The organism is Aquicella lusitana, from assembly GCF_902459475.1.
Lineage (GTDB): Bacteria > Pseudomonadota > Gammaproteobacteria > DSM-16500 > DSM-16500 > Aquicella > Aquicella lusitana.
Window position 1 is genome coordinate 909682 of sequence record NZ_LR699114.1, and the last position, 23287, is coordinate 932968.

The 23287-nt window shown below is 44.7% G+C and carries 20 protein-coding genes; 12 read left to right on the plus strand and 8 right to left on the minus strand.

Annotated features, from left to right (window positions below):
• Positions 1 to 112: 112 nt before the first annotated feature.
• Both AQUSIP_RS04240 and metG read right to left on the minus strand, forming a co-directional pair.
• On the minus strand, positions 113 to 736 hold the full coding sequence (locus AQUSIP_RS04240; protein ID WP_114835210.1) for an RnfABCDGE type electron transport complex subunit B: 624 nt from the start codon (positions 734 to 736) through the stop codon (positions 113 to 115).
• Positions 733 to 2772, minus strand: a complete 2040-nt coding sequence (gene metG / locus AQUSIP_RS04245) for a methionine--tRNA ligase (protein ID WP_114835209.1) — start codon at positions 2770 to 2772, stop codon at positions 733 to 735. The genes AQUSIP_RS04240 and metG overlap by 4 nt, the downstream gene beginning before the upstream one ends.
• Before the next feature lie 195 nt (positions 2773 to 2967).
• On the opposite strand from metG, the gene apbC reads away from it, so the two are divergent.
• The gene (gene apbC / locus AQUSIP_RS04250; RefSeq protein WP_197737824.1) at positions 2968 to 4077 is read left to right on the plus strand and encodes an iron-sulfur cluster carrier protein ApbC; all 1110 of its coding nucleotides are present in this window, start codon (positions 2968 to 2970) and stop codon (positions 4075 to 4077) included.
• Between the two features lie 2 nt (positions 4078 to 4079).
• Entirely contained in the window at positions 4080 to 4646 is a 567-nt protein-coding gene (gene dcd / locus AQUSIP_RS04255; protein ID WP_114835208.1) for a dCTP deaminase, read from the plus strand.
• 20 nt (positions 4647 to 4666) lie between these two features.
• Here dcd and AQUSIP_RS04260 read toward each other — a convergent pair whose 3' ends face one another.
• The 3 genes from AQUSIP_RS04260 to AQUSIP_RS04270 all read right to left on the minus strand — a co-directional run bounded on the left by AQUSIP_RS04260 (position 4667) and on the right by AQUSIP_RS04270 (position 10092).
• Entirely contained in the window at positions 4667 to 5002 is a 336-nt protein-coding gene (locus AQUSIP_RS04260) for an integration host factor subunit beta (RefSeq protein WP_114835213.1), read from the minus strand.
• A gap of 172 nt (positions 5003 to 5174) precedes the next feature.
• On the minus strand, positions 5175 to 8297 hold the full coding sequence (locus tag AQUSIP_RS04265; protein WP_114835207.1) for an ankyrin repeat domain-containing protein: 3123 nt from the start codon (positions 8295 to 8297) through the stop codon (positions 5175 to 5177).
• A gap of 121 nt (positions 8298 to 8418) precedes the next feature.
• The gene (locus tag AQUSIP_RS04270) at positions 8419 to 10092 is read right to left on the minus strand and encodes a phospholipid carrier-dependent glycosyltransferase (protein WP_114835206.1); all 1674 of its coding nucleotides are present in this window, start codon (positions 10090 to 10092) and stop codon (positions 8419 to 8421) included.
• A 191-nt stretch (positions 10093 to 10283) separates the two neighbouring features.
• Between AQUSIP_RS04270 and AQUSIP_RS04275 the strand changes: the two genes are divergently transcribed.
• From AQUSIP_RS04275 to AQUSIP_RS04315, 9 genes are all read left to right on the plus strand, one after another.
• Positions 10284 to 11327, plus strand: coding sequence for a DUF2066 domain-containing protein (locus tag AQUSIP_RS04275; RefSeq protein ID WP_114835205.1), 1044 nt, complete (start codon positions 10284 to 10286; stop codon positions 11325 to 11327).
• A gap of 19 nt (positions 11328 to 11346) precedes the next feature.
• Entirely contained in the window at positions 11347 to 12051 is a 705-nt protein-coding gene (gene hda / locus AQUSIP_RS04280) for a DnaA regulatory inactivator Hda (RefSeq protein ID WP_114835204.1), read from the plus strand.
• A 94-nt stretch (positions 12052 to 12145) separates the two neighbouring features.
• On the plus strand, positions 12146 to 13456 hold the full coding sequence (gene eno / locus AQUSIP_RS04285) for a phosphopyruvate hydratase (protein WP_114835203.1): 1311 nt from the start codon (positions 12146 to 12148) through the stop codon (positions 13454 to 13456).
• Positions 13456 to 13740, plus strand: coding sequence for a septum formation initiator family protein (locus AQUSIP_RS04290; RefSeq protein ID WP_114835202.1), 285 nt, complete (start codon positions 13456 to 13458; stop codon positions 13738 to 13740). The genes eno and AQUSIP_RS04290 overlap by 1 nt, the downstream gene beginning before the upstream one ends.
• Positions 13741 to 13757: 17 nt before the next feature.
• Positions 13758 to 14513, plus strand: coding sequence for a 5'/3'-nucleotidase SurE (gene surE / locus AQUSIP_RS04295; protein ID WP_114835212.1), 756 nt, complete (start codon positions 13758 to 13760; stop codon positions 14511 to 14513).
• 18 nt (positions 14514 to 14531) lie between these two features.
• On the plus strand, positions 14532 to 15332 hold the full coding sequence (locus AQUSIP_RS04300) for a peptidoglycan DD-metalloendopeptidase family protein (RefSeq protein WP_197737825.1): 801 nt from the start codon (positions 14532 to 14534) through the stop codon (positions 15330 to 15332).
• Between the two features lie 73 nt (positions 15333 to 15405).
• Positions 15406 to 16455: an RNA polymerase sigma factor RpoS gene (gene rpoS / locus AQUSIP_RS04305; protein ID WP_114835201.1), complete on the plus strand. Its 1050-nt coding sequence runs from the start codon at positions 15406 to 15408 to the stop codon at positions 16453 to 16455.
• Positions 16456 to 16603: 148 nt separating this feature from the next.
• On the plus strand, positions 16604 to 18382 hold the full coding sequence (locus AQUSIP_RS04310) for a hypothetical protein (RefSeq protein WP_114835200.1): 1779 nt from the start codon (positions 16604 to 16606) through the stop codon (positions 18380 to 18382).
• A 43-nt stretch (positions 18383 to 18425) separates the two neighbouring features.
• Complete coding sequence (locus AQUSIP_RS04315) at positions 18426 to 18962, plus strand: hypothetical protein (RefSeq protein WP_114835199.1); 537 nt, start codon at positions 18426 to 18428, stop codon at positions 18960 to 18962.
• Between the two features lie 147 nt (positions 18963 to 19109).
• Here AQUSIP_RS04315 and AQUSIP_RS04320 read toward each other — a convergent pair whose 3' ends face one another.
• On the minus strand, positions 19110 to 20375 hold the full coding sequence (locus AQUSIP_RS04320; RefSeq protein ID WP_114835198.1) for a 6-phosphofructokinase: 1266 nt from the start codon (positions 20373 to 20375) through the stop codon (positions 19110 to 19112).
• A gap of 359 nt (positions 20376 to 20734) precedes the next feature.
• Here AQUSIP_RS04320 and AQUSIP_RS04325 point away from each other — a divergent pair, with 359 nt between their 5' ends.
• Positions 20735 to 21805: a glycosyl hydrolase family 18 protein gene (locus tag AQUSIP_RS04325; protein ID WP_147277505.1), complete on the plus strand. Its 1071-nt coding sequence runs from the start codon at positions 20735 to 20737 to the stop codon at positions 21803 to 21805.
• Between the two features lie 199 nt (positions 21806 to 22004).
• On the opposite strand, the gene AQUSIP_RS04330 is transcribed toward AQUSIP_RS04325, so the two are convergent.
• Positions 22005 to 22433: a hypothetical protein gene (locus AQUSIP_RS04330; RefSeq protein ID WP_114835196.1), complete on the minus strand. Its 429-nt coding sequence runs from the start codon at positions 22431 to 22433 to the stop codon at positions 22005 to 22007.
• A gap of 192 nt (positions 22434 to 22625) precedes the next feature.
• Positions 22626 to 23264 carry a response regulator transcription factor gene (locus AQUSIP_RS04335; RefSeq protein ID WP_114835195.1) on the minus strand — a complete coding sequence of 213 codons (639 nt, stop codon included), beginning with the start codon at positions 23262 to 23264 and terminating at the stop codon, positions 22626 to 22628.
• Between the last annotated feature and the right edge of the window lie 23 nt (positions 23265 to 23287).

Genomic DNA, 23287 nt, shown 5'->3' on the forward strand with positions numbered 1-23287 from the left:
CAGATCAAGTCGGAACTTTTACAATTAATTAAATCTGCAGTATTTCATGGTGCACTCCAGCCTTCATGAACTTCTCTTTCTGCTTTTCAATTGGAGTATAGGCTTTTTGCTATCACCTTAAACCTTGCTTATCTGGCGCGTGACGCTGAGCCTTCCTGGCTTTGACGCGGGCGATGGCATCATGAATATAGGTTTTCTTTTTTGCCAGACTGTTTTTATGCAGCAGGGTTTTCTTCTCTGCGTTTTCCATAGCAAGCCGTTCTTGCCTTTCACGAAATCGTTGCCGCGCTCGGCTCTTTTTTTCTAGTTCTATTTGCGCTGCATCCGGCTGAATCAGTATATCGATGCAGTCCACTGGGCAGGGCGGGACGCACAATTCGCAGCCAGTGCATTCTGCTGAAATGATAGTGTGCATTTGCTTGGCACTGCCTAGAATGGCATCAACAGGGCATGCCTGAATGCATTTGGTGCAACCTATACACTCCGCTTCGCGAATGACAGCGAGCATAGGCGGTTTTGCTTTATGTTCCATTTCCGAAACATAGGGCTCAGGATCCTGATTCATTAATCTGCCTAGTTCTCTGAGTGTATGGACCCCGCCGGGTGGACACAGATTGATGGGCGCTGCTTCAAACACCATCGCTTCGGCATAAGGCATACAACCGCCATATCCGCAAAGGCCACATTGCGTTTGCGGCAGCAGAGCATCAATCTGTTCAGGTGTGACTTTATTCATTTGACCTTCATACCTGATTCAGCACCAGGATCAGGACTCACGACCCATAAATCCTTGCCGCCCGGACCCGCTGCGAGCACCATGCCTTCCGATATGCCAAACCGCATTTTGCGTGGCTGCAAGTTGGCGACGACGACAACATGGCGACCGATCAATTCTTCTGGTTGATAAGCTGATTTAATACCTGCAAATATTTGCCGTGTTTCATCAGGCCCTAGGGACACTTTAAGCCGTAGCAGTTTATCAGCGCCTTCGACGGATTCTGCTTCTAGAATCTTTGCGATACGCAAATCCACCTTGCTAAAATCCTCTATGCTGATGAGTTCCATTTTTTCTTCTTTCTCTTTGGCGGACATAGGTGTTTCCAGTGCGGTGATCTTTTTTTCCATATCCTGTTGTGAAGACATTTTCATCGCCTCTATTTGTTTGGGATCTATACGTTGAATTAAGGGTTTAAAATCACAAATGGCATGACCTAGTAAGGGAGTATCCTTATCATGCCATTGTAGCGGAGGAATATTCAAAAAGCTTTCTACTTGTTTCGCCGTATGTGGCAGAACAGGTTTTAAATAAATCATCAAGACTCGGAACAGATTAATACCCATCGAGCAAACCGCTTGCACCTCAGTCTTCCGTGCAGGATCCTTGGCTAGCACCCAGGGCTTTTGTTCATCGATATATTGATTGGCACGATCAGCAAGCGCCATGATTTGCCGAATGGCCTGGCTGTATTCAAGCTGGTGATATCTTTCTGCAATCTCGCTGCCTGCTTGCGCGAATTGCTGATAGAGTTCCGGTTCAGCAAGCTGGTTTGCCAGTGTACCGGCGAAAATTTTATTGATAAAACTCGCGCACCGGCTCGCGATGTTAATGAATTTGCCTACCAGGTCTGAATTGACACGCTGCATGAAATCCTCGAAATTAATATCGAGATCTTCAATGCGATCACTCAGCTTCGCAGCAAAATAATAACGCAGATATTCAGGGTTTAAGTGGTCGAGGTAAGTTCTCGCCTTAAGGAACGTGCCACGCGATTTTGACATTTTCTGTCCGTTTACCGTTAGAAACCCATTCACAAAAATGGCGGTGGGCGTGCGGAAATTTGCTCCATGTAGTATGGCAGGCCAGAACAGCGCGTGAAAATAAATAATGTCCTTGCCGATGAAATGATAAAGCTCAACGGGGCTTTCGCTTTTCCAGTAAGTATCAAAATCAAGGTCTTTTCTGCGCTCACAAAGATTTTTAAAGCTGGCCATATAACCAATGGGCGCATCCAGCCAGACATAAAAATATTTATCTTTCTCGCCGGGGATGGTAAAACCAAAATAGGGCGCATCACGGGAAATGTCCCATTCTTTCAATCCATCTTTGAACCACTCATCCAGTTTATTTGAAACCTGCTCCTGTAAGTGACCACGGCGTGTCCAGTCTTTCAGGAAGTTTTCGTGGTTTTGTAGTTTAAAAAAGTAATGCTCAGATTCTTTTTCTATGGGCTTAGCACCTGTCAGTGTTGAATAAGGATTCTTCAAATCGGTAGGCAAATAAGTGGCGCCGCAAACTTCGCAGTTGTCGCCGTACTGATCCTTGCTGCCGCAATTGGGGCATTCGCCTTTGATATAGCGGTCAGGTAAAAACATATTTTTTTCCGGATCAAATAACTGCTTGATCGTTCTTTTGGTAATATTACCCGCATCCAGATGGCGCTTGAAAATCAATTCAACAAGCTCCCTGTTTTCTGGCGAGTGGGTTGAATAATAGTTATCGAATTCAACATAAAAATCCGTGAAATCACGTAATTGCTCGCGGTGCATTTCCTCAATAAGCGCTGTGGGAGTGATGCCCATTTTTTCTGCCTGAATCATGATAGGCGTCCCATGGCTGTCACTGCCGCATATATAAACGCAGTCTGCGCCCAGCATTTTCTGCAGGCGAACCCAGATATCCGCCTGAATATAGCCTACCAGATGGCCAAGATGGGGCGTGCCATTGGCATAAATAAGCGCGCTTGTTACTAGCATTTGACGTTTTGCAGCCATAGGGTTTTTGTTCCTTTATCTACTCATTTTTCCCCATATTGGGGCAGGATGTTTAGGGAGCATGCCTGTTTTTACAGCAAGGATGACTATTGTTTTCCCGAAAGAGGCGGTCAGCGTGCCATCATGCTCCCGATGGTTCAGTATTTCTCAAAAAGTGATAAAGTATAGCAAATTCAAAATCCCGTGGAGAGTATTGTGTTGCAAAAAGAGATTGAAGCGAGGCTCGCCCGTTATCAGGATCCTTATCTGGGTAAAGACCTGGTATCAGCTAAAGCGATCAAACGTATCACGGTCAATGGGGGCGGTGTTGAAATAGAGATCAGTCTGGGCTATCCCTTTGAGGGAAGAAAGGCTCGGATGATAGCCGAGATAGAAACCCTGCTCGCACCCCTTGTTGAGGGCAAGACACTCGCTGTCCGTCTTTCCTCCCAGATTGATGCGCATAACGGCAGACAGGGCGTTTCGGGGCTTGCCAATGTCAAAAACATTATTGCTGTCGGGTCAGGCAAGGGCGGGGTAGGTAAATCAACCATCGCGGTTAATCTGGCTCTGGCGCTTGCTCATGAAGGCGCGCGCGTGGGAATACTGGATGCCGATATTTATGGTCCCAGCCAGCCAGCCATGCTGGGGTCTAGCGGTGAACGGCCGGTGTTAAAAGAAAAATCACTTTTGCCGATTATACGTTACGGACTCCAATCCATGTCTATTGGCTATTTAATAGACGAGGATGCACCCATGGTCTGGCGCGGACCCATGATTGGCAAGGCTATGCAGCAGTTGCTGCATGATACAGCCTGGGACGCACTGGATTATCTGATCGTGGATTTGCCGCCAGGGACGGGCGATATTCAGCTGACACTCTGTCAGAAGATGCCCGTGAGCGGCGCGGTCATTGTGACCACACCACAGGATCTTGCGCTGCTGGATGTGCGGCGCGCATGTGAAATGTTTAATAAGCTAAATGTTCCCATTATCGGTGTCATTGAAAATATGAGCCACTATCATTGCCCGCATTGTGGACATGATGAACCTGTTTTTGGTCAGGGTGGCGGCGCCAAGCTGGCGGAACAGTATCAATTGGCCTTGCTAGGCAGCATTCCACTGGATATTCGCCTGCGCGAAATGACAGACAGCGGAAACCCACCCGTGACGCAGGAACCCGAAGGCCAGCATACCGGAACATTTTGCGAAATAGCGAGAAAAGTCGCAGCGATTCTCGCGCTGCAGGCCCGGGATTATTCGGCCCGGTTTCCCAAAGTCGTCGTTCAGCATACATCGCCTGGACAAGTGAAAACAGAGGAGTAACCATGAGTATCAAGTCAGACAAATGGATTCGGCGCATGGCAGAAGAGCGGGGTATGATTGCCCCTTTTGAACCGCGCCAAGTGCGGCATAGCGAGAGTGGAAAGATTGTATCACACGGTACTTCCAGTTATGGTTATGACATTCGCTGCTCCCGAGAATTTAAAATTTTTACCAATATCAATTCTGCCATTGTGGACCCCAAAAATTTTGCTGCGGAGAGTTTTGTAGATATTTCCTCAGATGTTTGCATTATTCCTCCCAATTCCTTTGCGCTGGCGCGCAGTATTGAGTATTTCCGCATACCCCGCAATGTGCTGGTGATTTGTCTGGGCAAGTCCACTTATGCGCGTTGCGGCATCATTGTGAATGTCACGCCGCTTGAACCTGAATGGGAAGGGCATATCACGCTGGAATTTTCCAACACTACGCCGCTGCCTGCCAAAATTTATGCAAACGAAGGCGTTGCGCAACTTCTCTTTCTTGAATCAGATGAAGAGTGTGAAACTTCATATAAGGATCGCGGCGGTAAATACCAAGGTCAGACAGGCGTGACTTTGCCAATTACTTAATGTAGTTGGCTAACGCCAAGCTATTCCGTCTCGTCTTCCATTTCTTCGTGAGAAACTACTTCGATGGGGATGTGACGGTTGCTATTAACTTTTTCACGCAGCTCTTTTCCCGGCTTGAAATGGACTGCGTATTTAGGATTCGTAATCAGTTTTTCGCCAGTTTTAGGATTATGCGCGCGGCGCGGAGGACGAAAATGGAGATTGAAACTGCCAAATCCGCGTATTTCAATTCTTCCCCCGTTGCTCAGGATTTCGCTCATGTGTTCGATGATGTGATTGACAGCGAGAGCAATGTCTTTTTCGGGAAGGTGAGGAAAGTGCTTGCTGAGTTCGCCGATGAGTTGTGATTTAATCAGCATATCCGTTCAGCGTTGCTGCCTCCATGATTAATAGCCTATTCTTGCAATATAACTCAATGGCTTAGCATGTCAAGTGGGCGGCTGCCAAGTTAAGTTGTTAGGTAGCAAGAATGACTTTATGGGTCACAATATGTACAATTTGAGGGTGATTTTATTAGGGTTAGCCACCCTAAATCTGTTTCCCGAACTCGTACCGGGTCTCAGACGTTAATGAATCGGCTGTTTCGACGGGAGAACTTTCCGGCTCTTTCAAATGGTTAAAAAGCACATGGCAACGCCGCAATGCAGCGACTGGTCGCAAATCTTCTCTGAGATCATGAATCTGGTTTTCAAGCAGCTTATTGTCTCTGGTTTTATTGGCCAGCTCAGCTCGCAGCTGAACATTTTCGGTTTCTTTTTGGCGTAGCGTTTCACGGGTTTGCGTTAACAGTTCATTGGTTTGGGTCAGTACCTGAGCTGTTTCCTGAAGCCGCTTATCGAGCTCCATCATTTTTCTTCGCTGGCCATCCAGTTCATTCAGAATATAGGGTAATGACGCTTTGGGCAGTAAATTCTGTTCGTTCCAGTCCTGATCGGGCGGAGAAAAGGACTGGATGGGAGGAGCAATTTCAGGCGAGGGGTAGTATGGGCTGAGTATAACTGAATTAGAATTGTCTTCTTCTTTAGGGGGAGCTGAGGGAGGTGGGAAAAACAGAAAATCAGCATACGGAAGTTGGGGAGGCTGGGCTGGGCTTTCTGGTTTTTCCAGCGGGGGGTACAAGGGTTCGACCAGGCTGGATTTCTGCACAGCCATTTCAGGTTGATGATGGTTTATCCAATTAAGAAACGAAGCCGCTTTTTGGGCGATAGGCCATTTGGCATTTTTTATATTCGTTAAAATTCCTACAATAGCCGTCTTTGTTGTGTCAAGGGCGAGTGCATGCTGAATTTCACGGCTGCTTTCAGGCGTTGAACTCAATAACGCAAGAACAGTCCAACAACCAGCTCGCGTGGATAGGTGTTTGGCAGATTCAGCAATCTCTCGCAGCTTTTTTTCCGCTGCTTTTTTACTTTGTTCCTGCATTTGCTTTTGCGCTGGTAATGAAGGGGATCCGTCACGTAACACTAAGCGAATCACTTCATCAATGAATTCTGATTCCTTGAGCGGCAGCTTTCCTGAGAGCGCCTTCTTTGCAAAGAAAAAATCATATTCTTTTGACAGAAAGAGCAGGAAATCTTCATAGAATGCATTTTCTTTTTGGCTGACAAAAAAAGCTGCCTCAATCGCAGCTTCTTGAGAAGCCGCTGGAGACATCTTCAGGCAATGGATCAGTCCATCAATGGCTTTTTTAGTTTCCGGTGTGTTTGTCGTTTTTAGGGCTCTATAATAAAAGTTGGCTGCGCTTTCAAAATCTGAAGGATGGCGGTTGTTCAGCGATTGCGCTGCTTTTTCAATAAGCGCAGGACCAAACTCCAGCAGGGAGGCATTTTCCAGGTCTTGGGCAGAATGGGTATCAATCTTTGAAAGCTGGAAATAACGGCTTGAAATGAGGTTAAGCAAGGCTGGATTCTTTGTGTTTTGTTTTGCGTATTCTAAAGTTGTCCTACAAATTTCGTAGCGCTTTTCAAGTAAAAAAATCTCACTATACTTGACCGCCATGCAAATTCGTTTTATCTCGTCTTGTTCCTTGCTCATTTGATGATCGTATAGGCAGCTTAGCAATTTTTCTTTGAAGTCAAGCAGGAAATGAGCAAGCGCAGCATCTTTTGTCTGAACGCCAACTTGTTTGTAGAGTTGAAGATAACACTGGACATAATAATCGCAGGCCTTGTCATGATCCGCTGCTACACCTTTGCCCTGGAGATAACACTGTGCCAGCGCAAAGCTAATTTCCGGGTACACATCAGCGTATTTGCTAAGGTTTATCAGTGCGCCAAATCCTTTGGCGACATCCCGACTTGAGCTGTATAGATCGAGCAGCGCTTTGGCAATTTGCGCGCGTTTAAGTGGATTGTTAATGGTATTTTTTAATTTCGAAACAAGCATGAGTGCATCTTCGTTATCTTTTCGCAGTGTTGACGCATCAGATTCAATTTCAAATAATGCATGGGTGATGACATTGCGATGGCACCATGTTTTATCATTTTTATATTTGCCAGAGAGATTAAGCGCTAGAATGGTTGAAATGAGCGGGCCATTCATGGGCAGGGCGCGTATGCATTTCATTCCCATGTCATGATCAATGAATGATTTAAAAGGTTCAGGATTTTTTTGAATGGCTTTATTCAGAGCCGGCGCAAGGTCATGCAGCTTCTGATAACGACCGGGATTTGCAGCAATATCATCCCGAAGTTTTGAAACAAACAGGATGAGGTGTGATTCCTCTATGCTTACAAAACTGACTTGATTAAGGAGCAGTGAGCAAATTGCATCGTTATTATTTTTGACAGCGATCTGATAAGGTGAAAAACCCATATTATCTAAGTGAAAGAAAAAGGCTTGACGTAACCACGCCGGTAATATATTCGCTTCTTTGAGTTTATCCAGAAGAAGTCTAACGAGAGGTAAGTCACCAATTTCTACGGCTTGATGTAGCGCTGTTTTTTTAGCTTCCTTTGACCACCCAGAAGCTGTGATGACATTCAGTATGACAGTCGCTGCCTGATCTTCCAGTAAATGCAGGACGTTTTCTATTTGCTTTCTTATTTTCTCATCATCTTTTTTCATCTGAAAGAGAAGCAGATTAAATAGCGTCCAGCCGTTTCTGCTTTTACTGGAAAGCAAGTCTTTAGGACGGGTCGTTTGTTCTAGATAAAGTTCCCAATTTCCTTTGTGATAACAGGTTGAATATAAGACTGTCCAACTGTCATTATCCTGCCATTGCAGCATTTCATCCAGGTTTGCATCTGCTAAATGGCTCAGCAAGATACGGGTACAGGCTTGGTTAAAATTGCTGGCAAGAAGATGAAAGACGGTCGGCTCATCAGTGCTTCTTTTTCCTTTTGGTGTGGTTTTAATTTTTTTTGCAAGAAAAGCGATTAAGTCGGCAGTTTGCATCCGAGAAAGAATATATTGAATGATGCTACTTTCTTTACAAGATAAAAGCGCGTATTCAGCGACTGTCAAAGGAGGTGATTCAACGACTGGTCCATATATTGAATCTGACAGCGATAACACGGCTTTACAGGGTTCGTTCAGCAGTGAGGGAGTGTCTTCAACAAGCAACTGAAGCGTCATGAGATCTTTTTGCGCAAGATTATGCAGAAATGAGTCAATGGCATGAATGCGACGGTCTATTGGAGATAGCATCATAAAACTTTCCTCAGCTGTTGAGCGGGAATTTTAATCTGAGCAGCTAGCAGTATTAATTTTTATTATTTATTAAACGGTAGTAATACAGCATCCGCCATTGTATATTAAATGTTAAATTGGCTCAAGGCTGGTTACTGATGAGCGCATTCGTGACCGTTTTATCAAGCAGGTAGATGGGTTTTCGGGGGTGTCGTTTTCGCAGCTGTTCATATTCATCCAGGCTAATGACGACAAAAACACGCTGGTGACTGTGCCATCGTTGCCAGAAAATTTCATCGTTAATCATCCATGCATGTGTATTCTGATGCTGCATGCCATAGCTCAGTTCATTACGCCAATTCAGAATGTTTACGCGTCTTTGGAGGTAAAAAGGCAGGTCCTGATAGTATTGGTTATAAGTGATGACTTCATCCTGCGGTTTTAAAATGGGTATTAAGCGATTTGCCAGTGGTTGTATTGAGCGCGTATCAATGGCAGGCATGCCTGCCATCACCATAAGAAAGAATAGCCAGGTCGTGACAAAGGTAGCGATGATTGCCTTGCGAATGTCGCGGAAAGCATAGAAGCAGCTGAAAAGAGTTCCTGTTACTAATACCGCTGCAGCAGTGCAAAAATAAATGACAGCTTGTGTTGAATCAGGCAAAACAGCCCGTGTAGTGAACAGATAAAACACGCCAGCGATAATAATCGCCAGTACAACCAAACCAAGATAACCGATGCGTATACCTGTTTGATATTTTTGCGCCAAGCCCTGCGCTAAATAGCGCGCGGTCAGTAGCGCAAGCGGCGGCAAGACAGGCAGGATGTAAGGAATCAGTTTGGATTTGGAAAAAGAGAAAAAGGCAAATATCAAAGCAGCCCACAAGAGTAAAAAAAGTTCCGTCTGATGGCTGCGGCGCGTATGCCAGTTGGAAGGAAGGCTTTTAGCAATTGCTTGGGGCAAAAAGACAATCCACGGGAAAAATCCAAGTATCAGGTTGGGAATGAAAAACCAGACCGGCTGGTAGTGCCCGATTTCTTTCATGGTATAGCGCAAGAAATGTTGTTCAATAAAATAGAAATAAAAAAATTCAGGATTGCGCAAACCCACTACCACATGCCATGGTACAGTGATGAGCAGAAAAATTAGTAAGCAGGAAGGTAAATAAAGACGCTTGAGAAGCCGCCATTCACCCATGAGCACGATCCACGCGCCTATGATCATGACGGGAAAGACAATGCCGATTAAGCCTTTTGTGAGCACAGCGAGCGCTGCGGCTGCGGCCGCGCCCCAAAGATAAATGCGGCGTTTTATGCCAGCGGGTTCCTGGACGCCGAGTAAAAATGCATAGAGGGTTGCTGCCAAAAAAACGGTAACCGGTAAATCCAGGCTGACCATGCGGGTCATGACAAAATACAATGCGCTGGTACCCAAAATGAGCGCTGCCAGCAGACCGGTTGTTCTGTCGTAGAGTTTGCGGCCAGTGAAATACGTGAACAGGCAGCCTAACAAGGCTAGCAGGGCATTAATACTGCGCACAGACCAGAGATTAAGGCCGCCGATTTTGATGGCGGCTGCGCCCAGCCAGTAGAAGAGGACGGGTTTTTCAAAATATTTAATACTGTTTAAATAAGGCGTGACATAATCGCCAGACATCGCCATTTCACGGGCAATTTCAGCATAACGGCCTTCATCCGGCACAAAAAGTGGCCGGCTGCCGAGCAGAATGAAAAAAAGGCCGCCCAAGATGACGAGAAGAAAGCAGATATCTAGCCACCAGGAGGCGTACTGGTTAGGCAGCTGGTGTCGCTGCATAATGGTTCCCGACAGGTCATTTTTTAAGAAACGCAGAATTTATCACATCGATGGGAGGAGGACGAGCGTTTTTAAGGTGGAAGGGGGGGGCCAAGTTCGGTTGCTTGCGGCCGAATTTTATAAAAAGCAGTCTGTTCAGAAGACAATTTACGTTATAATACCAAGGGTTTGTTTGCGGACACTGGATTATCATGAAAAAGTCATTATTGGTTTTTATCTTTTTAACTTTTCTTCCGGCTGCATCAGCCTGGGCAGTAAAAGTCGCAAGCCTCTATCAGGCTGAAATACCGGTGGCTTCACAATCCCAGGATGAGCGGGCACAGGCGATGAAGGAAGGGCTCGTTCAAGTCCTGATCAAAGTGAGCGGCAATGCTGATATTGAAAAAAATGCCATCATCAAGTCCAGCCTGCAGAGAGCGGATTACTATGTGCAGGAATATAGTTATGCTTTGCCGTCTTCAACTTCTTCACAGTACCTGTTACAGGTCCACTTCAATACCAAAGACATCAACCAACTGTTAAAGAGAGCAGGTCTTGCCCATTGGAAAGAGAGCAGGCCATTAACATTGGTATGGTTGGCGGTGACGGATCCGCAGCACTCAGCGATGATTATCGATTATGAAACACCCGGCGATGTATTGGAAGACATGAAACAGCAAGGTAAAAAATATGGTCTACCTCTGATTTTTCCGATGATGGACATGTCAGACGTGAACCGGGTGACGCCTGCGGATGTGAGCGCAATGGACGTGTCTACACTTAAAGAAGCGGGTAAACGCTATTCGCCGGATGCATTGCTCATTGGCAATCTCGAACAGTCAGAGACAGGAGCAAAAAGCCAGTGGCAGCTGGTGTTGGGAGAAGATCAGTGGAACTGGACGATTACCGGTAAAACCAGCCATGACATGATTGCCGAGCTGTTTAATCAGATTAGCCAAACCCTTGCCAAACGCTATGTCGTGAAGAGCGCGAATGCGTCACAGCGCTGGGTGAAGCTGGAAATTTCCAACGTGAATCGCCGCAACGATCTTTCACAACTGATGCAATACCTCAAACAGCTAACGCCAGTGCAGCAAGTGCAACTTTCACAGGTATCGGGGGATAGGGTGGAATTATCTGTTTTAATCACAGGATCCCTTTCCGCTTTTCAACAAAATGCTTCTATAGGCCAGCGTCTCATTCTTAAAGAACAGGACGAAACCGATAGCAAGTTAATTTACGAGTGGCTGCACTAAGATTTTCGTAGGGTTTCGCATGATACACAAATCATCCGCGCAATTAACGCTGGGTCTCAGCTTAAAAGATGAAGCCACATTTGATAATTTTTATGCGGGTAAAAACGCAGAAATGATTTCAGCGCTAAAAAAAACATCTGTGGGTGAAGGGGAGCGTGTTGTTTATTTATGCGGGAGTCGTGGCCAGGGATTGAGCCACCTTTTGCAGGCTTGTTGCCACTATGCCCACCAGCAACAGCGTAGTTCAGTTTATCTTCCCTTGGCACAGTTATTACCGCTTTCACCTGAAGTATTAAGCGGCCTTGAAATGCTCTCTCTTATTTGCCTGGACGATGTTCACGTCGTGGCGGGATTGCCTGAATGGGAAGAGGCTATTTTTCATCTTTATAATCGAATTTATGACGCGGGCGGCAGTGTGGTGATTACGGGGAATGAATTACCCAAATCCATTCCAATGCGTTTGCCGGATCTGGTTTCACGCTTATCATGGGGAGTAGTTTATCAGCTTTATCCATTGTCGGATGAAGAAAAACGTATTGTGTTAACGATGAGTGCCATGAGACGCGGTATTAGTTTGCCGGAAGAAGTAGGCAAATATATTTTAACCCATTGTCCGCGGCACATGGGCACCTTGGTGGCGGCGCTGGATGCTTTGGATAAAGCGTCATTGGCAGCGCAGCGTCGGCTGACCATTCCATTTGTGAAAGAAGTACTGGAAATTTAGTAGAGTATTAAGAAATGGCTGTGATCCTGAGTGCGCGCTTTGCGTTCGGGATCACAAGTTCGTGAGTACCTGTTTGACCGTTTAAGGAGTAAGCATGTCACAGATTAGAGAAATCAAGGCGCGTGAAATTCTTGATTCGCGCGGCAATCCCACGGTGGAAGCGGAAGTTATGTTGACGAGCGGTGAGATCGGCCGCGCAGCTGTTCCGTCCGGTGCGTCGACGGGATCGCGTGAAGCAATTGAGCGGCGCGACCAGGATGCAAAACGCTATCTGGGAAAAGGCGTACGTCAGGCGGTTTCATTTATACAGCAGGATTTGAATAAGGCGCTGAAGGGCTTTGATGTCACCCGCCAACAAGAATTGGATGATGCCATGATCGCACTGGATGGAACGGCTAATAAGGCAAAATTGGGCGCAAACGCATTGCTGGCTGTTTCACTGGCGGCGGCAAAGGCAGCAGCAAAAAGCCGGCGGGAACCCCTTTATCAATATTTGGGTGGTCATGCCCATTATGTATTGCCCGTGCCGATGATGAACATTATCAATGGTGGTGCGCATGCGGATAATAACATTGATTTCCAGGAATTTATGATTTTGCCGGCGGGTTTTGCTACTTTCTCTGATGCGCTGCGCGCAGGCACGGAAGTTTTTCATCATTTAAAACAGTTGCTGAAAACAAAAAACTTCAACACCAATGTGGGTGATGAAGGTGGGTTTGCGCCTGATTTGCCGAGCCAGGAAGCGGCGCTGGAATTCATTCTCGAGGCGATTACGCGCGCCGGTTATCAACCTGAAAAAGAAATTTATCTGGGACTGGATGTAGCCAGCAACGAATTATACCGCGATGGACAATACCATTTGCAGGGGGAAAAGCGCACACTCTCAGCGGAGGGCTTTATCGATTATCTCGCTCGTTTAGTAGATCAGTATCCCATTATCAGTATTGAAGACGGCATGGCTGAAGATGACTGGAAGGGCTGGCAAGCATTAACGAAGCAGTTAGGTCAGCGCGTTCAACTGGTCGGGGACGATCTTTTTGTGACAAACACGAGCCTCTTGCAGAAAGGCATTGAGCAGCATGTCGCGAACGCCATTCTGATTAAGCCTAACCAGATTGGTACGCTCACTGAAACGCTTGCTGCCATCGAGCTGGCCAAAAACGCGCAATATAACACGGTGATTTCGCATCGTTCCGGCGAAACAGAAGACACAACCATTGCGGATCTTGCGGTGGCGACCAATGCGGGACAGATCAAGACGGGTTCATTATGTCGCACGGATCGCGTTGCCAAGTATAACCAGCTGCTGCGCATTGAAGAACAGCTCGGCAGCAAAGGCCAGTACGCCGCTCGCCGCGTTTTTGACAGATTAACCCAGGGATCCAGAAGCAGAGTGCCGGGCTGATGTCACGTTTACATTGGAACATATTATTTGCGACACTGACCATTCTATTGATTTTTCTTCAATACCGACTATGGTTCGAATCGGGTGGTATTCGCGACATGCTGCGTCTTAGGCAAACACTGGCTTCACAAACCATGGAGAATGAAAAATTAAAAAAGCGCAATGAGGAACTTTTATTTCAGATCCAGCGTCTTCAGAATAGCAAAGATGCAACGGAATCACGTGCGCGCAATGAATTGGGCATGATCAAGAAAGGCGAAAAATTTTATCAGATCATAAAATGACGATGCTAGGAAAACGTATGAAAATTTTAATTAGCAATGATGATGGTGTGCATGCGCCTGGCTTGGCTTATCTTGCCAATGCATTAGGTAAAATCGCAGATATTACAGTGGTTGCGCCTGACCGCAATCGAAGCGGTGTTAGCAATTCGTTGACACTGGAGCATCCTTTGCGTGTTGTCACCGCTGCAAATGGTTTTTATAGCGTGAATGGCACACCTACTGATTGTGTCCACCTTGCTGTGACAGGGCTGCTGAAAGAAATGCCGGATATGGTGGTATCCGGTATCAACGAAGGATCGAATCTGTCTGATGACGTACTTTACTCTGGCACCGTTGCGGCTGCTACCGAAGGGCGTTTTCTTGGATTGCCTTCCATCGCCATTTCGTTGGCGGGACCCCGCTGCGAACATTATGATACAGCGGCGAAAATTGCGAAAATTCTGGTTGAGCGTTTGCGCGAAACGCCGCTGACTTCAGATACCATCATGAATGTAAACGTGCCCGATATGCCGTTTTCTGAATTGCGGGGCATCCAGGTGACACGACTCGGTACACGTCATAAAGCGGAACCCACGATCAAGGCCGTAGATCCACGCGGCAGAAAAATTTATTGGGTAGGTGCGCCGGGACCTGAACAGGATGCTGGGCCAGGCACAGATTTCTATGCGGTGAATACCGGTTATGTATCGATCACTCCTCTGCATCTTGATCTGACACATTATAAGGTTCTGGATGAATTATCAGGTTGGGTTCAACCTTTAGCGATAGGATAAGAGAAAGGGATTTTGATAATGTCTGTATTTTGCCGATTACGGATCATGCTCGTGTTTTGTTTTTTACTGGCTGCCTGTGATAGCGGAAACCATTATGCTCCCGTTACCGAAATTAATACGATTGAATCTATTCCCAAAACGGGCCAGTACCATGTCAGGCATGAGGAGACCTTATATGAAATTGCCTGGCGTTATGGACTGGATTATCGTTACCTCGCGGCGCGCAATCGTATTAAGGTTCCGTATCGAGTTCATCCAGGCCAGATCATTTATTTGCGTGATGCCGAAGCAGCGGTTGTCACGCCTGTGAAAATTAAAACACCGATTGCAGAACCTGTCAGTATGACCGCAGCGATAGAGGACAGTGCTGGCGAACCGGAAGAAAAACCACAACCTGTGCTTGTTTCATTGCCAGCATCTAAGCAAGTCGTCCAAAAGAAGAAAGAGCCCGACTTTTCCGTTTCAGTTTGGCAGTGGCCTGCCCGAGGAAAAATCATCAGAAGTTTTTCTGGCTTAAATAAAGGGATAGGGATTGCTGGCCAGAAGGGTGATCCTGTTTATGCAACCGCGCCAGGAAAAGTAGTATATGCAGGTGATGGATTACGGGGTTACGGTAATTTGCTTATTATTAAACACAACAGTACTTATTTGTCAGCTTATGCACACAACCAGCGGCTGCTGGTAAAAGAAGGCGATTGGGTCAGTCAGGGGCAAAAAATTGCCGAAATGGGAAATACAGGCACGGATCGAGTCATGCTGCATTTTGAAATCCGCCGTGCAGGCAAACCAGTGAATCCCGCTTCATTATTGCGTTCTTAAGGGCTGTCCTTAGGTATAATAGGAAGAAAGGCAGCTAATTTGTTATAATGAGCTTCTTCTGCTGAGGTTAGTTATGCCAAGGAAGAAAAAAGACAAAGCGCATCCATCAAAAGAAATCCTTGATGATAAGGAAAAAGATATTGCGCTAGAAGAAAATGAGCCTACCGAAGAAGACCTTCATGAAGATATCAAAGTAGAAGATTCTGATCAAACTGAACCAGCGTCGGAAGAGCCAGAAGTACCAGCGGAAGCAAGCCGTCCTGTCTTCGCAAAATCCAGGGAACGTGAGCAGGCATTGGATGCAACACAGTTATACCTGAAGGAGATCGGTTTTTCGCCTTTGTTAACCGCAGAAGAAGAAGTCTACTACGGCCGGCGTGCGCTAAAGGGGGATCCGCAGGCACGCCGTAAAATGATAGAAAGCAATTTACGATTGGTCGTTAAAATAGCGCGCCGTTATTATAATCGCGGTCTGGAATTTTCAGACCTGATTGAAGAAGGCAATCTGGGTTTATTGCGTGCGGTCGAAAAATTTGATCCTGAACGAGGCTTTCGCTTTTCAACCTATGCTACCTGGTGGATTCGCCAAACCATCGAGCGCGCTATCATGAATCAGACACGTACGATCCGTCTACCTATTCATGTACTGCGCGAATTAAATTTGTATTTGTCGACTGCGCGCGAATTAATGAAAAAACAGGATCACGAACCAACTTATCATGAGATTGCAGAGGCGCTGGATAAATCCATTGATGATGTTAAAAGCATGATGGAGCTCAATGAGCACATGATTTCGTTGGACATGCAGGTGCCCAGCGAAAATGCTGCGGGCAAACCATTGATTGAAGCGCTGCCGGATAAAAGCGCAACTGATCCGGCAGATGTACTTGAGACCGAGCGGCTTCATGAAAGCCTCACAGCATGTCTCAACGAATTAAATGACAAACAGCGTGAAGTATTATGCCGCCGATTTGGATTGGAAGGTTATGATCGCCAGACATTGGAAGAGGTTGGAAAAGCGGTGGGTCTGACACGCGAACGCGTGCGCCAAATTCAAATGACTGCCTTAAAAGCGCTGCGTGAAATCATGGTAAAACATGGTGTGGAAGGGGATATTTTTTAATCGCGCCAACAATTCCCTTATCTTAATAATCGAATGATTTTATGCATAAATTACATTGAATGCAGGCTGTTCTTTTGCTAATAAAAAATTATTTCATGATATTATAAATTAAAATAGATCAATTTCCTTCTTGATCGAAGGGGGAAATATGAAAAGTGATCATGAAGATATTCTTGATAAAAAGATCCTGGACCAAGAATCGATTAATCTTGTATATGAAGCCTATCAGAAAAACACTGATAAAATTGCACGAATTTTAAAAGAAAATATCCAATATGAAAATTTTAATGGATTAGTCAGTGCTGCTGTTAGTCGCATATTAAATATGCCTTATAATAGGCTATTCCAGGGTGAAGCTTCGCTTGATTTTTTAAGCCTGAAATTAAAAGCGCTTACAGTTTTTCTGGCAGAAGTCAGTTGTAATTATTCAACACCAGAGATAGTTGAAATGGTTCGAAGTGCATTTAGTCAATTCGTAAATCAGCTTTATACAGAGAGAAACAAGCTTGATCCAAATGATGAAAACTATATAGAGTGTAAAAATTATTTAAACAACCTTATTCGTGCAGCAGAGCCTGCCCAAGCTTATGTTTTATTGAAAAACAAAAAATTAATAGTCAAAAATAATTTTTTAATTTTCGATGGCCCTCCGAGTGAAATTGAAAAGCTGCGCAAATGTGTATCATGTGTTGGCGCATTTTGTAAAAACAATGACATCGAATTCAAGGAAGAAAAGCTTTCTCTATTCAAGATTACAACGAAGTCGACAAATATAGAAAATTACACAAAAAATCACAATGTGTTTAAGGGGTTGGATATAATTTATACTGGAATTATGGTGGATCCATTCATTAACCAATCATCCTTGATTAAAAAATTCAAGCAAGCTTTAAGGTTGGGATTAGTTAATTTGGATATAGAGATAGATGAGAAAGGTATTTGTAACTTTATAGCAATGCTGGATATTGCTTACGTTGCACAAAATAATTTTGGCTATCTTAGGGATATTTACAATAATCTCCTTATGACCGATTTAGATAATTTATCACTGCAGGAGCGGGAGAAGATTGCTAATTCTCTTTCTGAACTGCTAACCAAATTTAACCAATATGAATCCTTGACCAATAAAAATCACCCTGGTTATGGTTATGCTTCCTACCGCTATAATGATCTTAAAAAATTGTATCTTGCCATGGGTCTGGGTGAAGTTAAGAGTTTAGGCGGGCTGACATTTAGGTTTGATGTTGATCGAATCGCAAGATTAATTGACAGATTCCCAAGGGAAAATATTATTCTTCACTGCACTTGCTTTAATCATGCCATGTCGATATATATTAATGGAGATGTTATATCCATGCGTGATCCGAACGACGGTACACTCAAAGAATTTACACGAGAACAATTGAGTGAATCATCCAAATATATTTATGCAATTATGGGAGAAATTTTATCGTTTGATGCGTTTTCCTATGACATGAATATGACTTCATGCCAGTTAAACTTAAATGATTTTATAGTCGAAGAATTAAATTTATTAAATCCAGAAAATAGATCTGTATTTCTGAATGCACCACCTCAAAGATGTGCTTACGGCTATCCTATTGCTAAAGGATCTCTGGTTAACATGGCTTCAGATGCTGGCCACATGGACATTATTTATTTATTGAGCGACTATGGGCTGGATGAGAATGAAATTAGAACTAATTTAATTCAGTATAATAAGAATGTCATATTGAATTTAATTAATAGTGACGATGAAAATAAGCTTTCTGCCATTTTGCGCGACAATTCCAATCATGGCTACATTCAGGATGTGATGGCTTTATCGGGCGATGAAATTTTACAAGCGTGTACCGAACATAACATGCAAAGCGTGCTTTCTATACTTAATGAAAGCTACAAAGGTACGTTATTTCTTACCAAATAACAGCTTATAATAATAGAGTAGGCCATATAGGGGGGTAATAGTCATGGCATTTGAACGTGGAAAAATGGATAAAGAAACTCAAGAATACATTGAGCAGAGAATAGGTTATTTTAATGCCATACTGGAAGAATTAATCAAGCAGAACACCAAGTTGGCGAAACAAACGGCGCAAGTTTATGTTGATAATTTTCAGCGCATTAATTCCGTCCTGGATGGAAAAACAAAACCAGACAATCCTCATCAGGTCATCCTTGAGAACTTTAAAATATGCCTTTCAAAGCTTGCAGAAATATTTACCAAGCATGGAAAAGAGGCAGATAAAAAAGATCCTATCACTTTCCTAAATAAGAAACCGAATAAAAATCAAGACTTGCGTTTATTGGGTTTTCTGTTGAAAGAAGCGTTAGATGATACCAAACTTTGTCTGTTGCTTGAGTTGCATACATTGAGAGGGTTTGATTTTTTAAAATTCAAAACGGAGCACTTAACGCTGCCCAAGCAGCAATTTTATATGGATCTTGCTGCGCTTCAGGCGCCCGATGATTTGGAAAAAAATGATTTGTTTAAGTATAAAAAATAATGAGCAGTGCCCATTTCCATGCCGGCATGGAATATTCTTTTTGATACGATAAGAGGGTTCCGATTCAATAAGAGATTTATTAGCCTTCATTAGAAGGATAAGGCAAGCAAGGGCGAGCGGTTGAAGCATGCCCACCCTTGCTGTCATTTATGCTACCTGAAAAATGGTATCCAGCTTCTTTTGCACGGGCAGATTTTTCAGTTTTACATATACCGGCAATCCATGACGATAAGGTGGATAATCTTCGCCTTGAATGAGCGGGGACAGATAGCGTTTGCACGCTTCGGTAATGCCAAAGCCATCTTCCGTGATATAGTCGCGCGGCATTTTCACTTCAACATTGGCTATTTTTTCCAGTGGTGCTTCACCAATGGACCAGCGATAAGTGTCGCCTTTTTCCCGCACAATAATGGGCATCACCGCATTTTTGCCAGCGAGCGCCATTTCAACCGCTGCCTTGCCCACGGCGTAAGCCTGCTCAACATCGGTTTTTGATGCGATGTGTCTCGCAGCGCGCTGCAAGTAATCAGCGAGCGCCCAGTGATATTTATAGCCGAGATTTTCCTTGATTAATTTTGCAATGACAGGCGCCACGCCGCCTAATTGTTTGTGTCCAAATGCATCGACCAGCCCTTGTTCTGAAATGAAAGCGCCTTCCGGATTTTTCACGCCTTCGGAAACGACAATAGAGCAATGATCATATTTTTTTACGCATTCCTGTACGCGTTTTAAAAACGCTTCGGTATGGAGCGGAATTTCGGGAAAAAGAATAATGTGAGGTGAATCGCCTTCTTTTTCGGCGGCAAGGCCACCGGCAGCAGCAATCCAGCCGGCATGACGACCCATTACTTCCAGAATAAATACTTTTGTCGAAGTCAGTGCCATGGAGGCGACATCCATGCCTGCTTCCCGAATGGAAACGGCAACATATTTTGCAACCGAGCCAAATCCGGGAGAGTTATCAGTAAAGGGAAGATCATTGTCCACGGTTTTTGGAATACCGATACAGGTAATAGGATAGCCGAGTTCTTTACTGATTAATGACACTTTATGCGCCGTATCCTGCGAATCGCCGCCGCCGTTATAAAAGAAATAGCGGATATTGTGCGCAGAGAATACTTCCACCAGCCGTTCATACTGTTTTCGGTGTTTTTCAATGGTGCCCAATTTATGACGGCAGGAACCGAATGCACCCGCAGGCGTATAACGTAGAGCAGCAATATCTTCATCCGATTCGAAACTGGTATCAATCAGATCTTCCGTGAGCGCGCCGATAATTCCGTTACGGGCAGCATAAACTTTAGCGATTTTATCGCTATGTTTGCGTGCAGTTTCAATTACACCGCAGGCGGAGGCGTTAATCACCGAAGTAACGCCGCCCGATTGTGCATAAAGGGCATTGAATTTTTCCATTGACGATTGCTCCAATTTTAAAGTCATAAAATGGTTTAAAAGTATACTGATTCTGAAGCGAGATCAACAGATACTATATTCTTACTTTTTACTCTCTTACTGTCTTATCGCTCCGTCTTGTTTTCCCACGAGGGCAAGGAAGATGATTTTGATGATTGTTCCCTCTGTACACAACAAAATTTCTAACCGTTCACCCTTCGGGCCGGCCGCTTCGCGGCCTCCTCAGGGCGAACGGTTAGAAATTTTGTCGTGTACAGAGGATTGTTCCATATGATTGTCCATAACTTGAACTTTACTTTCTAAGAGGGCATAATGGTGCAAATTTTATACATTAATTGCTTTTTTTTATAAATTATCTTATGAATTATACGCTTCGAATTCTGATTGCCACTTTGCTATGCGGTTTTTTTCCCTTGTCATATGGCATGGAGAATGTCTTTTATACCTTGCGCAGCAAAGACCAATTGCAAAATACGCTTAACCACATTCGCCAGCATCCGCAGGCAATTCAAATTATTGTAACCCAGGCATTTCAGGTGAATGAAAAGGGCACCGTAGCAGGTTTTGTCTACCATGAAATGGTGGATGCCGCTAAATCAAAATCTGTGAAGTTAATGGCAATGATTACCAACGCAGGATTTGATCAGGCCAGAATTCATCAATTCTTGTCATCCGCTGAGGCGCAAAACAAGGCGCTGGATTTCATCCTGTCAGCTTGCCGGGAAAATCATCTGTATGGCGTGCAATTTGATTTTGAAATGGTATCAGTCAAAGACAAAGATGCCCTCACGCATTTTTTTAAGCTGGCGTCAGAAAAGCTGCACAAGGCGGGATTCTCTGTCAGTTTTGCAGTCGTGCCGGCACTCTCCGATGATCCGGGACCTTCGGCTTTTTTGAAAAAAACATATCAAAACTGGTCCGGCGCCTATGATTTAAAAGCGCTTGGTAAGATCAGTGATTTTATTACCATCATGTCCTATAACCAGCACCCTGAAGGCACAACTCCCGGACCAGTTGCGAGCGTACCCTGGGTGGAAAAAACCATTGTGCATGCGTTGAAATATGTCCCTGCGCGTAAAATTTCATTGGGCGTACCCGCTTATTCATTGTATTGGTATACCGGAACGAACCCTGCTGCTCACTCAACACGTATTACAACGCGGCGGCTTGAAATCAGTTATAAACATGCACGCGATATCGTTCAGCAGTCGCAGACGCATTTAAAGTGGGATGCTAGAGAAAAGATGAATTATTCCGTTTATGAACGAAACTGGCTCAATGAATACGTCTATGTCGAGGACGCTGCTTCCTTTAAGGCGAAATTGCAGCTTGCCAAAAAATATCATCTGCGTGGTATCTCAGTTTTCCGTATTGGCACAGAGGATGAACGCATCTGGGCGCTGTTAAATAAAAAGTCAGCGCATGGTTAATAGCTAGGCCTAGTGTGGGATGATATGGAAGGGGACACATTAAGAGCCAGTGGCGTCTGCACGAATGCGGAACACACTGCGCATGGTCTTTTTAGTGAAGCATAAAAAGAACCCGTATTGATGGGAGGTTTCAATACGGGTGAGTCTCAAGTTCGTCCGGTTTTCTCTCGAGGAGATAGTAACTTGAGTATGACACTTATTATTGTTTTAACTGGTTAATATTCTTGATCACTGCGTATTGGTGAATATTTTTGAAAAACAGGGAGCGCTGCAATTCCTGAATTTGTTCAGCACTTGCCAAGATGAAACTGGCACCCAGCTTGTTAGCTAAACGCAGCACTTCAGTGCGTATTTTGCCAGAGATGAGCCATTGGTCTTTTTTGGCAATGCCAAGATGCTTGCCCACCTGGAACAGCGATTGTTTGGCTTCGTCGTAATATTTTTCAATCAGCAGGCCCATGGAAGGGATATTAAAATAGCATGTAGGGAGGCGTGGAATAACATGAACAAGACTAAGCTTAATGTCCATTTTTGATTCGTTTTCGGCGTTGAAAGCTTTTCTTATCTGTAAAACTTCATCATCCGTAATCGCATTCGTCACAATCAGAACCTGCTTTCTTTTATTCATGGCTGCATTCTCCTTAACGCTTTTTTATCCATATAATTTAGTGAGGGATACCAATCATCTCACTAAATTACGCTAATAAAAATTAGGACAAAGCCATAAGAAACTACTTGAATGTACCTAGCTAACTCAGGGTTACTACCATCAGGAAAGCCCTAATTTGACTGCGATATACCCTTATTCAGATAATGTGGTTTATTCTTCTTCAGTTACCTCTTCCTGGATACTATTGGTGAGAACCAGTTTGACCAGCTCGGGAACCGACTTGACCCCCATTTTTTTCATGACCGAGGCGCGATGTGCCTCAACAGTTTTAAGAGAAATTTTCAATTCCGCGGAAATGACCTTGTTCGGTTTGCCAGCGACAATTCCCTGCAGTACCTGAACCTCGCGGGGGGAAAGCAGGGCGAATTTGGCACGGGCCTGTGCGTTTTCCTGGCGCTTTTCCCGGTTGGCTTTATCAAGCCGCAGGGCTTTATTGATGCTTTCCAGCAGTACCTGGTCATTAAATGGTTTGGCCAGAAAATCAATGGCGCCTGCTTTCATGACACGGACGGCGAGGGGTACGTCCCCGTGGCCGCTAATAAAAATGATGGGCAAGGTGGGTAACCCCTGTTCATTCAGCTTGAGCTGCAGCTCGGGCCCGCTCATCCCCGGCATGCGCACGTCCAGCAATAGGCAGCCATGTTGCTGAGGATCGTACTCATCCAGAAAATCCTGCGCGCGCAAATAGGTTTTGACTTTTAGCCCGATGGATTCAATGATCCATGTCAGTGATTCAACCATGGCCTGATCATCATCAATGATATACACAATTGGCTCAAGCGTTGACATATCTCTCTCCCTTCTTCCTTTTC